The 13,405-nt window shown below is 64.2% G+C and carries 13 protein-coding genes; 6 read left to right on the top strand and 7 right to left on the bottom strand.

The window, feature by feature from the left end; translation table 11 throughout:
• The first annotated feature begins 122 nt into the window (after positions 1–122).
• The 3 genes from H3Z74_RS23085 to H3Z74_RS23075 all read left to right on the top strand — a co-directional run bounded on the left by H3Z74_RS23085 (position 123) and on the right by H3Z74_RS23075 (position 3,373).
• Positions 123–2,222: a TonB-dependent receptor domain-containing protein gene (locus H3Z74_RS23085; protein WP_187761799.1), complete on the top strand. Its 2,100-nt coding sequence runs from the start codon at positions 123–125 to the stop codon at positions 2,220–2,222.
• A gap of 6 nt (positions 2,223–2,228) precedes the next feature.
• Entirely contained in the window at positions 2,229–2,969 is a 741-nt protein-coding gene (locus H3Z74_RS23080; protein WP_187761798.1) for an energy transducer TonB, read from the top strand.
• A 221-nt stretch (positions 2,970–3,190) separates the two neighbouring features.
• A complete protein-coding gene (locus tag H3Z74_RS23075; RefSeq protein ID WP_187761797.1) occupies positions 3,191–3,373 on the top strand; it encodes a hypothetical protein in 183 nt (60 codons plus the stop codon).
• Positions 3,374–3,416: 43 nt separating this feature from the next.
• On the opposite strand, the gene H3Z74_RS23070 is transcribed toward H3Z74_RS23075, so the two are convergent.
• From H3Z74_RS23070 to H3Z74_RS23055, 4 genes are all read right to left on the bottom strand, one after another.
• The gene (locus H3Z74_RS23070; protein ID WP_187761796.1) at positions 3,417–4,706 is read right to left on the bottom strand and encodes an adenylosuccinate synthase; all 1,290 of its coding nucleotides are present in this window, start codon (positions 4,704–4,706) and stop codon (positions 3,417–3,419) included.
• A 9-nt stretch (positions 4,707–4,715) separates the two neighbouring features.
• Positions 4,716–5,822 carry an ATP phosphoribosyltransferase regulatory subunit gene (locus tag H3Z74_RS23065; RefSeq protein WP_187761795.1) on the bottom strand — a complete coding sequence of 369 codons (1,107 nt, stop codon included), beginning with the start codon at positions 5,820–5,822 and terminating at the stop codon, positions 4,716–4,718.
• Positions 5,823–5,881: 59 nt separating this feature from the next.
• Positions 5,882–7,459 carry a phosphoglycerate dehydrogenase gene (gene serA, locus H3Z74_RS23060; protein ID WP_187761794.1) on the bottom strand — a complete coding sequence of 526 codons (1,578 nt, stop codon included), beginning with the start codon at positions 7,457–7,459 and terminating at the stop codon, positions 5,882–5,884.
• Positions 7,460–7,570: 111 nt separating this feature from the next.
• Positions 7,571–8,701, bottom strand: coding sequence for a phosphoserine transaminase (locus tag H3Z74_RS23055; RefSeq protein ID WP_187761793.1), 1,131 nt, complete (start codon positions 8,699–8,701; stop codon positions 7,571–7,573).
• A gap of 163 nt (positions 8,702–8,864) precedes the next feature.
• Between H3Z74_RS23055 and H3Z74_RS23050 the strand changes: the two genes are divergently transcribed.
• Both H3Z74_RS23050 and H3Z74_RS23045 read left to right on the top strand, forming a co-directional pair.
• Entirely contained in the window at positions 8,865–9,530 is a 666-nt protein-coding gene (locus H3Z74_RS23050) for an extensin family protein (protein ID WP_229726756.1), read from the top strand.
• A gap of 86 nt (positions 9,531–9,616) precedes the next feature.
• Positions 9,617–10,501: an LOG family protein gene (locus tag H3Z74_RS23045; protein ID WP_187761791.1), complete on the top strand. Its 885-nt coding sequence runs from the start codon at positions 9,617–9,619 to the stop codon at positions 10,499–10,501.
• A 258-nt stretch (positions 10,502–10,759) separates the two neighbouring features.
• Here H3Z74_RS23045 and H3Z74_RS24695 read toward each other — a convergent pair whose 3' ends face one another.
• From H3Z74_RS24695 to H3Z74_RS23035, 3 genes are all read right to left on the bottom strand, one after another.
• Complete coding sequence (locus H3Z74_RS24695) at positions 10,760–10,894, bottom strand: hypothetical protein (RefSeq protein WP_268234758.1); 135 nt, start codon at positions 10,892–10,894, stop codon at positions 10,760–10,762.
• A 126-nt stretch (positions 10,895–11,020) separates the two neighbouring features.
• Entirely contained in the window at positions 11,021–11,338 is a 318-nt protein-coding gene (locus H3Z74_RS23040; RefSeq protein ID WP_187761790.1) for a cupin domain-containing protein, read from the bottom strand.
• Between the two features lie 78 nt (positions 11,339–11,416).
• The gene (locus H3Z74_RS23035; protein ID WP_187761789.1) at positions 11,417–12,082 is read right to left on the bottom strand and encodes a c-type cytochrome; all 666 of its coding nucleotides are present in this window, start codon (positions 12,080–12,082) and stop codon (positions 11,417–11,419) included.
• A 276-nt stretch (positions 12,083–12,358) separates the two neighbouring features.
• On the opposite strand from H3Z74_RS23035, the gene H3Z74_RS23030 reads away from it, so the two are divergent.
• Positions 12,359–13,249 carry a prephenate dehydratase gene (locus H3Z74_RS23030; RefSeq protein WP_187761788.1) on the top strand — a complete coding sequence of 297 codons (891 nt, stop codon included), beginning with the start codon at positions 12,359–12,361 and terminating at the stop codon, positions 13,247–13,249.
• Positions 13,250–13,405 lie beyond the last annotated feature (156 nt).

The raw sequence follows: 13,405 nt of genomic DNA, 5'->3' as shown, positions 1-13,405 counted from the left end.
GAAAATCCCCTTCGCTCGACTCAGTATCGATATTGAGAATCACTTGCAATATTGTTTTTTCGCTGTAGTGGAGCGCCGCAGTCGGGGTCGAAGCAACGGCCCGGATGATCCGGGGATCAATGATGACGAACAGGAAAGCGCCGCTTCTCGCGGGCATCGCACTGCTGACGCTGGCGAGTCCTGCCATTGCGCAGGACAGCACGGCAACAAACCCGCAAACAGATGCCGGGACGACCCAGCTCTCGCTCGATCGGCTGGTCATCTCCGCCGGCGCCGAGAAGGTCGCGATCGACACGCCGCAGGCTGTCACCGTGCTCGACCAGGACGATATCGACCAGACCCAGGCAAGCACGATGGGCGATTTGCTGGAAGGGATTCCAGGCGTGAACGTCCAGGGCGGCGTCGGTGCGCTGGGACAGGGTTTCAACATTCGCGGCATGGGCACGGCGATCGGCGATTCGGACAATCGCATCCTGATCACGGTCGATGGCGTGACCAAATTCTACGAACAATACCGCATGGGTGCGTTCTTCAGCGAGCCCGAACTGTACAAGCGGGTCGAGGTGCTGCGCGGGCCAGCCTCGTCAACGCTCTACGGTGCGGGCGCTTTGGCCGGGGTGATCAACTTCACCACCAAGGACGCTTCGGACTTTCTCAAGGATGGCGACCCGCTGGCGATCCGCCTCAAGGCCGCGACCGAAACCAATGCCGAGGGCCACACCTTGTCGGGCATTATTGCGATCGAACCGCTGAACGGCGTGGAATTGCTCGGCAATTACAATTACCGCCGCAGCCAGGATTACAAGGACGGCAACGGCAACATCGTTCCCGCATCCTCCGCGCAATCCGACAATTTCCTGCTCAAGGGTCGCGTCTCGATCGGCGGCAATCGCAAGCACGCCATCTCGGCCTCGTATCAGGACTGGGTCAGCGACGGGCCGCAAGTCTATGACCAGATTTCGGCAGCGACCGGCAGTTCGCTGATGCGTCGCCGGGTCCATGACAGGACCGCCGTGCTTGGTTATGTCAATGATTTCGACGGCAGCAAGCTGCTCAACGTCGAAGCACAGCTCTCCTACACCAACACGCTGGTGCATCAGACCGAGACGACGTTCCTCGGCGCCAATCTCGAACATTCCGATTTTTCCTACAAAGGCTGGCAAGGCCGGCTGCAGAACACCAGCAAGTTCGACCTGGGTGGCGACTGGACAAGTTTCCTGATCGTCGGCGCACAGTGGAACGAGCAGCAGCGCCGCAATCCGCGCGTCGCCTTTAACGGCACGGTGACGCCGGGTGCGGGGACGCATCCCGAGGGCGACATGACCAAATATGGGCTGTTCGCCCAGCTCGAAATCTCCTGGTCGGACAAGCTGATGATCATCCCCGGGGCGCGGATCGACTGGACCGACCTGAAGCCCGGCGCCACGGTGGTCGGCGGCACCGTCCTGACCAGACGCGTGAAGGACAGCGGCGTTTCACCCAAGATCGCGGCGATCTATTCGCTGACCGACTGGTTCGGCCTGTTCGGATCGGTCGCGCGCACCGTCCGCATGCCCAATATCGACGAGATCTTCACGCGCAGCGCGACGCGCCCGTCAAACCCCAATCTGCGTCCGGAGACCTCCGACAATTACGAAGCCGGCTTTACCCTGTCGTTCGACAACCTTGCCGGACGGACCGACAAGCTGCGTCTGAAGACCACGATTTTCCGCAACAATGTGAAGGACCTGATCATCAATGCCGCCGGTGCGGTCGGCACGCCTTATTTCACCAATGTCGGCCGATCACGCTTCACCGGTGTCGAGGTGGAAGCCGAATATGGCATTGGTGGCTTTTTCGCACGCGGCAACATGTCGTTCATAAGCGGCAAGGACCGGCTGACGGGCAATTATCTGAATACCATTCCGGCCAATGATTATCGCCTGACGCTGGGCTATGCCGATGCCAAGACCGGCCTGTCGGGCGGCTGGACCGGCGAGTTCGCCGAGCGGCAGGACAAGGTCAACAGCGGCGCCTTCTCCTCGCCCGGGTCAGGCCTGCCGACCCCAGGCTACAACGTCCATAATCTGTTCTTCGCGTTCAAGCCGCGCAGCGGGGCAGCAGAGGGTTTCGAATTCCGCATTGCGGCCGACAATGTCTTCGACACAGCGTTCCGCCGTCATCTGTCGTCGCTTGCCGCCGAAGGGCAGACCTTCAAATTCACGGTCGCGAAAACCTTCTAGCGGCCGATGAGGGGATATGTCCGCCTTAGCCTGCCCGCCGCCGGTTCGCTGGCGATCAACAGCCTGTTGCTGCTGATGCTGTTTCAGATCGGCATCGGTCAGCAGCGCGTGCGCGAGGAAGCGCCCGCCTTGACCGTCATGTCGCTGGCTGTACCGCTGGGGGTGGAAGACGCACAGGATGACCAACAGACGGCGCGGGAGCAGCCGACACAACCCGCTGCTCCAGCGCTGCCACCTGTTCCGGTGCCAAAGTCCGACTCCGCCTCGTTGCTACCGCCGTCGCCGATCCCCTTTCCAGCCCAGCAGCCTCGCGCGATGGCGCCGCCCGCTGCGGCGCCCGAGCCGGCCGCGGCAATAGCGCCGGCTGCAACGATGCAATCGCCCGCCACTGCGGAAACTGCTCCTCCGCTGCGAAAGGGGGCGGCGGATGGATTGAATGCCAATGCGCCGGCGGGCGGCAGCCGCAACTATGCGGCGAAAATTCGCTCCTGGCTTTATGCGCACAAGACCTATCCGCGTCGATCGCGCATGCGGCGCGAGGAAGGCGTGGTCCGCGTTCGCTTCGTTCTGGACCGGCGAGGGCAATTGCTGGAGGGGGAAGTGATCGGCAGCTCCGGCTTTGCCACACTCGACGAGGAAGGACAGGCTATGCTGTCCCGCGCCTCCCCCTATCCCGCCGCCCCGCAGGATATGCCGGGCACCCGGATCGAATTTACGGTACCGATCGAATGGCAACTCCCGACCTGAGCATCCAAAACCGCTGTGCAATATCGTTGCACAGGCCGACCGAAAATTGCTTCATCCCGCTCGGCGCGGCTGAAAATGCCGTTAGCTTACCGTCAAGTTGTTCGAATCATACGCCAAGGCGAGCTATGGGGCCGGACCGTATCGTTCCCCGAGCCGTTCCCTTTCTGACCGTCTGTTTCGACGGGCATAACGGGAGCCGAACTATGCGTATCGCAACGATGATGAGTGTGGCCATCCTCGGCCTGTCGACTGCCGCGCTGGCAAACATGACCACCGCGCCGGGCCAGTCGACCACCAACAATGTGATCACCAACAATGCAGTGGTCGAGACGCCGACGCCGGGTAGTCCGCCGGTGGACAACACCACGACAAATCCGACACCGAACAGCACCGCGCCGAGATAAGCCGTCCCGGTCCTTCGCGAATGACGTGAAGGACCGGCGCGCTTCAATCCGCGAAGGGATCGCGAACCAGGATCGTATCCTCGCGTTCCGGGCTGGTCGATACCAACGCGACCGGGCAACGGATCAGTTCCTCGATCCGGCGGATATATTTGATCGCCTGAGCCGGCAGTTCGGCCCAGCTCCGCGCGCCTGCCGTGGTTTCGCTCCAGCCGGGCATGGTTTCGTAGATCGGTTCGACCTGCGCCTGATCCGCCGCGTGCGACGGGAAATAATCAAGTGTTTCGCCACCGAGCCGGTAGCCGGTACAGATCTTCACTTCGTCGAAGCCGTCGAGCACATCGATCTTGGTCAGCGCGATGCCGGTGATGCCGCCGACCGCCGCCGATTGGCGTACCAGCACTGCATCGAACCAGCCGCAGCGGCGCTTGCGGCCGGTGACGGTACCAAATTCATGCCCGCGCTGCCCAAGCCGCTCGCCGGTCTCGTCCTCGAGCTCGGTCGGGAACGGCCCGGAGCCGACCCGCGTCGTGTACGCCTTGGCGATGCCCAGCACGAAGCCGACCGCGCTGGGCCCGAGCCCCGATCCACCCGCCGCCGTGCCGGCGATCGTGTTCGACGAAGTGACGAACGGATAGGTGCCATGATCGACGTCGAGCAGCACGCCCTGCGCGCCCTCGAACAGGATACGCTTTCCGCGCGACCGTGCCTCATTGAGGTTGCGCCATACCGGCTTCGCGAAGGAAAGCACGAAATCGGCGATCGCGCGCAATTCCTCGACCAGAGCGGCACGGTCGATCGGCGGCTCGCCGAACCCGGCGCGTAGCGCATCGTGATGCGCGGTAAGGCGGTCGAGCTGCGCATCGAGCGCATCGAGATGCGCCAGGTCGCAGACGCGGATCGCGCGCCGGCCGACCTTGTCCTCATAGGCCGGTCCGATACCGCGCCGCGTCGTGCCGATCTTGCCCGCGCCGCTGGCATCCTCGCGGAGCGAATCGAGATCGCGGTGGAACGGCAGGATCAGCGCGCAATTGTCGGCGATCATCAGCGTGTCGGGCGAGATCGACACACCCTGCGCAGTCAGCTTCTCGACCTCCGCCTTCAGATGCCAGGGATCGAGCACCACGCCATTGCCGATCACCGACGGCGTGCCGCGCACAATGCCCGAGGGCAGTAGCGACAGTTTGTAGACCTTATCGCCCACCACCAGAGTATGGCCGGCATTATGCCCGCCCTGGAAACGGACCACGACATCGGCCTGCTCTGCGAGCCAGTCGACGATCTTGCCCTTGCCTTCATCGCCCCATTGGGCGCCGATGACCGCTACATTTGCCATGACAGATCCTTAGAGTGGGCGGACTTCGCTGCCGACCAGTATGTGAGTGCAGAGTTGCGCTTCCGGCGTATCGCCGGCTTCGAGCGCGGTGACGGCGACCCAGCCCTGGCCGCGCATTGCGGCGGACAGCGCAGGATCGGTGCCGAGCGGCACGAACAGGCGACGTCGGTCGATCGGGCCGAGCCCCGCCGCGACGATCGCATCGGCATAAAGCGAGAAGCCGATCGCCGCTTCTTCGGCGCCGTCCTCATGCACGATGGTATAGCTGCCGCCGCGCCCGATCTCGCCGAGCACGCCATCGGCGAAGATGGAGAAGCCGAGCCAGCTTTGATATTCGAAGCCGTGCCGTTCGGTCGGATCGAGCGTCAGCGCGACGCGGCCCTTGAGCCCCTCAGCGATGTTCCACAGCCCGTCGAGCCGCGAAGTCAGCGCCCCGCCGGCGTCGAAGGCGCACAGCCGCTCATGCGCCGGCTCGAACAGCCCCGCCGCCTCGATCAGCGGCAAATAGGCAGGGGCGATCGCTGCCACCCCGCCGGCATCCTTGGCGTCGAGCCGATCGCGCAGCGCATCGATCTGGTCCGCATCGACCGGGAACGGCCCGGCAGCAAGGATATCGACCAGGTCGGGCAAGGTGAAATCGATCGACACCCCGGCAACACCCGCCGCCGCCAGTGCCTCGACCACGACCTCGACGATTTCGCGTGCCGCAGCGATGGTATCGAGGCCGATCAGTTCGCAGCCGATCTGGCGTAGCTCGCGTTCCGGGCGAAGCTGCGACGCGCGCAGCTTGAGCACTGGCCCCGCATAAGCGAGCCGCACCGGACGCGGGTGATGGCCCATGCGCGTGGCGGCGATACGGCCGATCTGCGCGGTCATGTCGGGGCGGATCGCCAAGGTCGCCTGGCTAACCGGATCGACGAAGCGCACCGCATCCTGAGTCCGCGCCGATTTGAGCCGACCCGCCAGCCCTGCCTCGAACTCGGCCAGCGCCGGATCGACGCGTTCATAGCCATGCGCATAAGCCGCGCCGAGGATCGCCTGTTCGAGACGCGCGGCAGCATCGGCGAACGGCGGCAGTCGGTCGCGAAAACCTTCGGGGAGCAGTGCGTGGGTCATGTCGGAAGCCCTCTGCACTAACCGGCATTCCGGCGCAAAGCCGGAATGCCGGTTGGGGTTCAGAAGGACAGGCCCATCGCAGTGCGCACGCCCGACAGACCGCGCACCTTGGCGAGCAGGTCCTGCGTCACCGGCTCATCGACCGACAGCAACAGGATCGCCTCGCCGCCGGCACTGCGCCGGCCGAGATGGAAGGTGCCGATATTGACCTCCGCTTCGCCGAGCAGCGAGCCGAGCCGGCCGATAAAGCCGGGTGCGTCCTCGTTGACGACATAGAGCATATGCCCGGCGAGATCGGCTTCGACCTTGATCCCGAACAGCTCGACCAGGCGCGGCGCGGCGTCGCCGAACAGCGTGCCCGCGACCGAACGATCGCCGGCATCGGTCTTCACCGTCACGCGCAGCAGCGTGTGGTAATCGCCTTCGCGGTCGTGCCGGACTTCGCGCACGTCAATGCCGCGTTCCTTGGCCAGATATGGCGCATTGACCATGTTCACCGTGTCGGTGTGCACGCGCATCAGTCCGGCGAGAACCGCGCTGGTGATCGGCTTCTGGTTGAGCGATGCCGCCGCACCCTCGACCTCGATCGCGATCCCGGACAGAGCGCCGTGCGCGAGCTGGCCGATCAGCGAGCCGAGCTTTTCGGCCAACGCCATATACGGCTTCAGCTTGGGTGCTTCCTCGGCCGACAGGCTCGGCACGTTGAGCGCGTTGGTGACCCCGCCCGACACCAGATAATCCGCCATTTGCTCGGCGACCTGGATCGCGACATTGACCTGCGCTTCGTTGGTCGACGCGCCGAGATGCGGCGTGGAGACGAAGTTGGGCGTGCCGAACAACGGCGATTCCTTGGCCGGCTCGGTCACGAACACGTCAAGCGCGGCGCCGCCGATATGGCCCGAATCGAGCCCGGCCTTGAGCGCCGCCTCATCGATCAGCCCGCCGCGCGCGCAATTGATGATGCGCACGCCCGGCTTGGTCCTGGCCAGATTTTCCGCCGACAGGATGTTGCGGGTCTGGTCGGTCAGCGGCGTGTGCAGCGTGATGAAATCGGCACGGGCGAGAAGATCCTCGAGCGTGACCTTTTCGACGCCCATCTCGACTGCGCGCTCGGGGGTCAGGAACGGGTCGAACGCCACGACCTTCATTCGCAAGCCGCGAGCACGATCGGCGACGATCGAGCCGATATTGCCCGCACCGATCAGGCCCAGCGTCTTGCTGGTCAGCTCGACGCCCATGAAGCGGTTCTTTTCCCACTTGCCGGCCTGAGTCGAGGCATCGGCCTCGGGCAGCTGGCGGGCGAGCGCGAACATCAGCGCAATGGCGTGTTCGGCAGTGGTGATGGAATTGCCGAACGGGGTGTTCATGACCACCACGCCCTGCGCCGACGCGGACGGGATATCGACATTGTCGACGCCGATCCCGGCGCGGCCGATGACCTTGAGATTCTTCGCCGCGGCGAGGATCGCCTTGGTCACCTTGGTCGAACTGCGGATCGCGAGGCCGTCATACTCGCCGATGATCGCGATCAGCTCTTCGGGGGTCTTGCCGGTGATTTCGTCGACCTCGACACCGCGTTCGCGGAAGATCTGCGCGGCTTTGGGATCCATCTGGTCGGAGATGAGGACTTTAGGCATGGTTTGGGTAGCTTTCTGTTTCTTCGTCATCCCCGCGAAAGCGGGGATCCCGCTTCTTCGGTCCGGGGAAAGGCAGCGGGATTCCCGCTTTCGCGGGAATGACGGGACGGATCAGGCAGTGACGGTCGCGTAGGCCCAGTCGAGCCATGGGCCGAGCGCGACGATGTCCGCCGTGTCGACGGTCGCGCCGCACCAGATGCGCAGGCCCGGCGGGGCATCGCGATAGCCGGCGATGTCATACGCCGCGCCGGCCTTGTCGAGCAGGCCGGCGAACGATTTGATCATCGCTTCGTCGGCACCCTCGACGGTCAGGCAGACGCTGGTCTTCGACCGCGACGCCGAATCGGCGGCGAGATGGCCAAGCCAGGAGCGCTCGCTGACGAGTCGGTCGAGCGCCGCCGCATTGGCGTCCGAGCGCGCGATCAGCCCATCGGCGCCGCCAACCGATTTCGCCCATTCGAGCGCCGAAATGGCGTCCTCGACCGCAAGCATCGACGGCGTGTTGATCGTCTCGCCCTTGAACACGCCTTCGGTCAGCTTGCCCTTCGACACCAGGCGGAAGACCTTGGGCAGCGGCCATGTCGGCGTGTAATTTTCGAGCCGTTCGACCGCACGCGGGCCGAGGATCAGGACGCCGTGCCCGCCTTCGCCGCCCAGCACCTTCTGCCACGAGAAAGTCGCGACATCGATCTTGTCCCACGGAATGTCATAAGCGAACACCGCGCTGGTCGCGTCGGCGAAGCTCAGGCCGGTGCGGTCGTCGGCGATCCAGTCGCCATTCGGCACGCGCACGCCCGAGGTGGTGCCGTTCCAGGTGAACAGCACATCGCTCGACCAGTCGACCTGGGTCAGATCGGGCAGCTGGCCATAATCGGCGCGGACGATCGTGGGGTCGAGCCCGAGCTGCTTGACCGCATCGGTCACCCAGCCTTCGCCAAAGCTTTCCCAGGCCAGCGCCGTGACCGGCTTGGCCCCGAGCATGGTCCACATCGCCATTTCGAACGCGCCGGTGTCGGAACCGGGGACGATACCGATGCGGTGCGTGTCAGGAAGCTTGAGCAATTCGCGCATCAGGTCGATGCAATATTGCAGCCGGGTCTTGCCGATTTTCGAGCGATGCGAGCGGCCGAGCGACTCAGTGGCGAGATTGGCGGCGGTCCAGCCGGGAGGTTTGGCGCAGGGTCCCGAGGAAAAATAGGGACGCGCAGGCAGATGCGCCGGAGGCGCGGGTAACTCAGTCATGTAGTCTCTCCTTACAGAGAGCACGCGCGGCGTTGGGACCGCGTGGCCCATCGACGGCCCTAGCGATATGGCGCCGGGTGTCAATCGGACTTTCCGCACCGCACAACGACAAGGCCGTGGCCCGCCGCTGGACCTTTGCCGCGCCGGCGTTATTCCGGGCCGGGTGAACCGCGCGCTTATTCTGCTTGTGCCCCTATTGCTTTCCGGCTGCCTGTTCGGCGGCGGCGACGATAATCGCCCGGCGCCGCGGCGCAGCGCCAAACCGGCGCGGGTCGAGGTCCCGACCTCACGCGAAACCCGCGCCTGCTATGCCGATCTGGCGCGCGACAATATCCAGTTCACACCCCTGCCCGATCGCGACTTTGGCGGCGGCTGCACGATGGTCGGCACGGTGCAGCTGAACGATATCGGTGTGCCGGTGAGCGGCATAAAGGGCATGCGCTGCGGCCTTGCCCGCGCCTTTACCGGCTGGGCGCGCAACGGTGTCGCGCCCGCCGCACGGCAGATGCTCGGCAGCGACCTGGTGCGGATCGAAACCTATGGCACCTATGCCTGCCGCAAGATCGTCGGCAGCGCGGGCAGCGGCAACCGGCTGTCCGGACACGCCACCGCCAATGCCGTCGATATCTCGGCCTTTGTGCTGCGCGACGGACGGCGCATCAGCATCGAGCATAGCTGGCGATCGGAAGACCGTAACGTGCAGGCATTCCTGCGCACGGTCCGTGCCTCCGCCTGCAAACGGATCGGCACCGTGCTCAGCCCGGATTACAACGCGGCGCACTACAACCATCTGCACCTCGAGGACGATCACGCCAGCTTTTGCCGGTGAGGTGGTTTGAAAATTCGCGAAAGAGCGAATTTTGCAGGCGGTACCAAACGCTTCAAACCTCCGCCACTTTGCTCTAAAGGGCCGGGATGAGTGATACACATGTTCCGTCGCGGGTCTTTCCGCGCGCCCGCCAGGATGCCGAAACCGCCAAGACCGGCATCAGCACCCCGCAAACCGAAAATCCGGCCTACAAGCTCGCCTTTCAGGATCTCGATTTCCTGCTGCGCGAGGATTTGCGCCCGGTGCGTTTCCAGCTCGAGCTGCTCAAGACGCAACTCGTGCTCGACGAGGCCAATATCGCCTCGACCTTCGTCTTTTACGGCTCGGCACGAATCCCCGAACCGGCCAAGGCACAGGCGCTGCGCGACCTCGCCGTCGGCGAAGAGGCGATCCGAATCGCCGACAGCCTGATCGCCAAATCGAAATATTATGACGTCGCGCGCGAACTCGCCGCGAAGGTCAGCCAATTCCCGCGCGATACCGAGGGCAAGCGCCATTTCGTCGTCTGTTCGGGCGGCGGCCCGTCGATCATGGAAGCGGCCAATCGCGGCGCCGCTGATGTCGGCCAGGAATCGATCGGCCTCAACATCGTCCTGCCGCATGAGCAGGCGCCCAATCCCTATGTGACGCCATCCTTAAGCGTCCAATTCCACTATTTCGCGCTGCGCAAGATGCACTTCCTGCTGCACGCCCGCGCGCTCGCTGCATTCCCGGGCGGGTTCGGCACGTTCGATGAGCTGTTCGAGCTGCTGACCCTGATCCAGACCGGCAAGATCGCGCCGATTCCAGTGCTGCTTTATGGCCGCGACTTCTGGAACCGGGTGGTCAATTTCGAGGCCCTGGTCGAGGAAGGCGTGGTCAGCCCACGCGATATGAACATCTTCAAATTCGTCGAGACGGCCGAGGAAGGCTGGCAGGTGGTGCGCGACTTCTATCGCGAGCGGCCCGAAACGGGCGTGGTGCTCGACTAGGGGTTGGCTTGGGTAGAATCCTTTCCCCGATCGTGCTGAGCTTGTCGAAGCACCGTCCTTCTTCAGCGTCAAAAAGAGAGAAGAACGGCCCTTCGACAAGCTCAGGCCGAACGGAAGAGAATGGATCAACTCAACTCGAAGCGGCTCTAGAATTTGCCCCGGCACCCGGCATTTTGCTGGCTGTTCCTGGCTGTTATTTCGGAAAATAAATTTTGCTGGCTGTTAAATTCGCCCTTTCGACCTGATTTCCGCTTTATATCAATGCGCTAAATCAAAATCGGCGATCACAGATAACAGCCATGGAACAGCCAGCATAACAGCCAGTAACAGCGAACAGGACTGGCTGTTATTAGCCGGAACAGCCAGCAGCAAGGCAGGTAGGTTTCCGGTCATGTCAAAGAGCGGGGCGGAACGCCGAATGGCATTTCCGTCCGCCGCAACGTTTCATGATCCACGCCAATTGTTGAATCGACACGCCGCCGCGCCCACACCGGGGTCAGCGCCAGCGGGCGATACAAGCTAAACCGAGCCCTTGCGTTCCACGACGAGGATGTGCGCCGCGCCGACCGGGTGTGCGACATGCTCGTCGCCGACCTCGGCCAGGAACATGTCGGTCGGGGAGAGCCGCACGCAATGCTCCTCCCCATCGAGCCGGTAGAACATATCGACCTGGCCGCTGAGCACGACAAAGGCCTCGGCCCCGTCATTGGTGTGCCATTTATACGGCTGATCGGTCCAATGCAGCCGAACGGTGACGCCGTCGATCTCCATGAGATCGCGCGCACCCCATGCCCGGTCGGGCCTGAAATCGATGACGTCGTTGACGATCGTCGGCATTTCAGAGCTCCGGCGTGAGCAGGGGTCGTCGCCGGGTTTCCGGCGGCCCCGGCCTCTCCCGAAGGAGAGGCTGTTCGATCAATGCGCGTTCGCGGCCGGCGCTGGGGCCGGTGCTGCTGGGGCCGGTGCCGCGCCCTTGGCCGGTTCGGCGGCGGCAGTCGCGTTGCCTTCTGCCTTCGCATCTGCCTTGCCGTCGGCCGCCGCAGGTGCGCCCGCCGCCGGGGCGGCCGGAAGCGGCAGGTTCGATCCCTGCTGGTTGAGATAGGCGATCACATTCGCCCGGTCCTGCGCATTGCCCAGGCCGGCAAAGGTCATCTTGGTGCCGCTGGCGAATTTGCGCGGGCTGGTCAGCCACGCGTTCATTTCGTCAAAGCCCCATTTGCCGCCATGCGACTTCAGCGCGTCGGAGAAAGCGAAACCGGCCTTGCCCTCGGCAATGCCTTCGCCGAGCGTCCCATACAGATTCGGGCCGATGCCGTTCGCGCCACCCTGGGCGATCGTGTGGCATGCCGTGCACTTCTTGAAGACATCCGCCCCCTTGGCCGGATCGGCCGACGCCAACAGAGTCGCGATCGGCACTTCGGCGGCGCCTGCGCCACCCTCGGCCTCGGCGCCCTCAATCGGAAAGCCGGCCTTTTCGGGCACGCCGGTATGGTACACCATGCCGCCGACGATCCCGAGCCCGAGCGCCACGCCGCACGCCCCCAGTACCCAGCCCGCGATCGTGTTCGTCCTGTTGTCCATTATGCCTCTGCCCCTGTCCTGTCATAGGCCGGAAAGTTGGCATCCTTTAGATCTCGCGTTGCTCACACCGCAAGCCGCGCTTGTGGCGGCGTTGTCATGACACAGGGTCCGTCCTCAATTACCGCGACGGTCGAGACGGTCACCCGTGGGAGATGGGCAGGTCGCCATGTCCCCCGGACATGGCTGAAACTGCCGGGGGCAGTTTCTCCTGCCCATCTCCCACGGGCGATCACGACCCATTGCGGTAATTGAGGGCGGACCCTAAGCGCGCGGTCGATGGAAAATTTTGCTGCCCCCGCCCGCCCGATCGTCGCGAAGATGACTGAAGCCGCCGCCGCCGAGCCGGAGCGCGCGGTCGCGTTTCAGGGCGCGCCCGGGGCGAATTCGCATGTCGCCGCGATGGAGGCCTTTCCCGACTGCCTGCCTCTTCCCTGTTTCGACTTTGCCGATGCGATCGACGCCGTGCGCGAGGGCCGGGCCGATTGCGCGATCATCCCGATCGAGAATTCGCTCCATGGCCGCGTCGCTGACATGCATTTCCTGCTGCCCGAATCGGGGCTGGTCATCACCGGCGAGCATTTTCTCGGTATCAAATATGCCCTGATGGGCGTCGGTACGCGCGACGATGTGCGCGAAGCGATGAGCCATCCCCAGGCGCTCGGTCAATGCCGTCACTGGCTGCGCGAACATGGCATCACCGCCATCGCCTATCCCGATACGGCCGGCGCCGCAGCGGTCATCGCCGAGATGAACGACCCGAAGGTCGCGGCCCTCGCCCCGCCGGGCGCGGCGGCGATCTACAATCTCAACCTGCTCGCCAATGGCCTGGCCGACGCCGATCACAACACGACCCGCTTCGTGGTGCTGGCACGCGCTGGGCATGAGCCGCTCGGCGACGGTCCGTGGATGACGACATTGATCTTCGAGGTGAAGAACATCCCGGCCGCGCTGTACAAGGCTATGGGCGGGTTCGCGACCAACGGCGTCAACATGACCAAGCTGGAAAGCTATCAGCGCGGCGGCACCTTCGCGGCGACCGAATTCTATGCCGATATTGTCGGCCGGCCGGGCGACCCGGCGATCGACCGCGCGCTCGAGGAACTGGGCTTCCATTCGAAATGGATGCGGTTGCTGGGGACGTATCGCATGGCGCGCACGCGCGACTGAGTCGTCAGAGCGGGATGACAGCTGACTGACCCATTCACCGTCATCCCCGCGAAAGCGGGGATCTCGCTCCTTCTTCTTCCGCCTGTGCGGCAAGGTAGCGGGATCCCCGCTTTTGCGGGGATGACGGTGGAAATTGCCCAATTCCTCCACGTGTTG

Origin of the sequence: Sphingomonas alpina (assembly GCF_014490665.1) — a bacterium.
Lineage (GTDB): Bacteria > Pseudomonadota > Alphaproteobacteria > Sphingomonadales > Sphingomonadaceae > Sphingomonas > Sphingomonas alpina.
Note: the sequence above shows the minus strand (reverse complement) of the source record. Positions and strands in the feature narration are given on the sequence as shown.

Bases quoted from the DNA above. Each gene is read 5' to 3' on its own strand.
- H3Z74_RS24695 (WP_268234758.1), bottom strand. From the start codon at position 10,894: ATGACCGGAAACCTACCTGCCTTGCTGCTGGCTGTTCCGGCTAATAAC.
- H3Z74_RS23080 (WP_187761798.1), top strand. From the start codon at position 2,229: ATGAGGGGATATGTCCGCCTTAGCCTGCCCGCCGCCGGTTCGCTGGCG.
- H3Z74_RS23055 (WP_187761793.1), bottom strand. From the start codon at position 8,701: ATGACTGAGTTACCCGCGCCTCCGGCGCATCTGCCTGCGCGTCCCTAT.
- H3Z74_RS23085 (WP_187761799.1), top strand. From the start codon at position 123: ATGACGAACAGGAAAGCGCCGCTTCTCGCGGGCATCGCACTGCTGACG.
- H3Z74_RS23035 (WP_187761789.1), bottom strand. From the start codon at position 12,082: ATGGACAACAGGACGAACACGATCGCGGGCTGGGTACTGGGGGCGTGC.
- H3Z74_RS23065 (WP_187761795.1), bottom strand. From the start codon at position 5,822: ATGACCCACGCACTGCTCCCCGAAGGTTTTCGCGACCGACTGCCGCCG.
- H3Z74_RS23075 (WP_187761797.1), top strand. From the start codon at position 3,191: ATGAGTGTGGCCATCCTCGGCCTGTCGACTGCCGCGCTGGCAAACATG.
- H3Z74_RS23045 (WP_187761791.1), top strand. From the start codon at position 9,617: ATGAGTGATACACATGTTCCGTCGCGGGTCTTTCCGCGCGCCCGCCAG.
- H3Z74_RS23040 (WP_187761790.1), bottom strand. From the start codon at position 11,338: ATGCCGACGATCGTCAACGACGTCATCGATTTCAGGCCCGACCGGGCA.
- H3Z74_RS23070 (WP_187761796.1), bottom strand. From the start codon at position 4,706: ATGGCAAATGTAGCGGTCATCGGCGCCCAATGGGGCGATGAAGGCAAG.
- serA (WP_187761794.1), bottom strand. From the start codon at position 7,459: ATGCCTAAAGTCCTCATCTCCGACCAGATGGATCCCAAAGCCGCGCAG.
- H3Z74_RS23030 (WP_187761788.1), top strand. From the start codon at position 12,359: ATGGAAAATTTTGCTGCCCCCGCCCGCCCGATCGTCGCGAAGATGACT.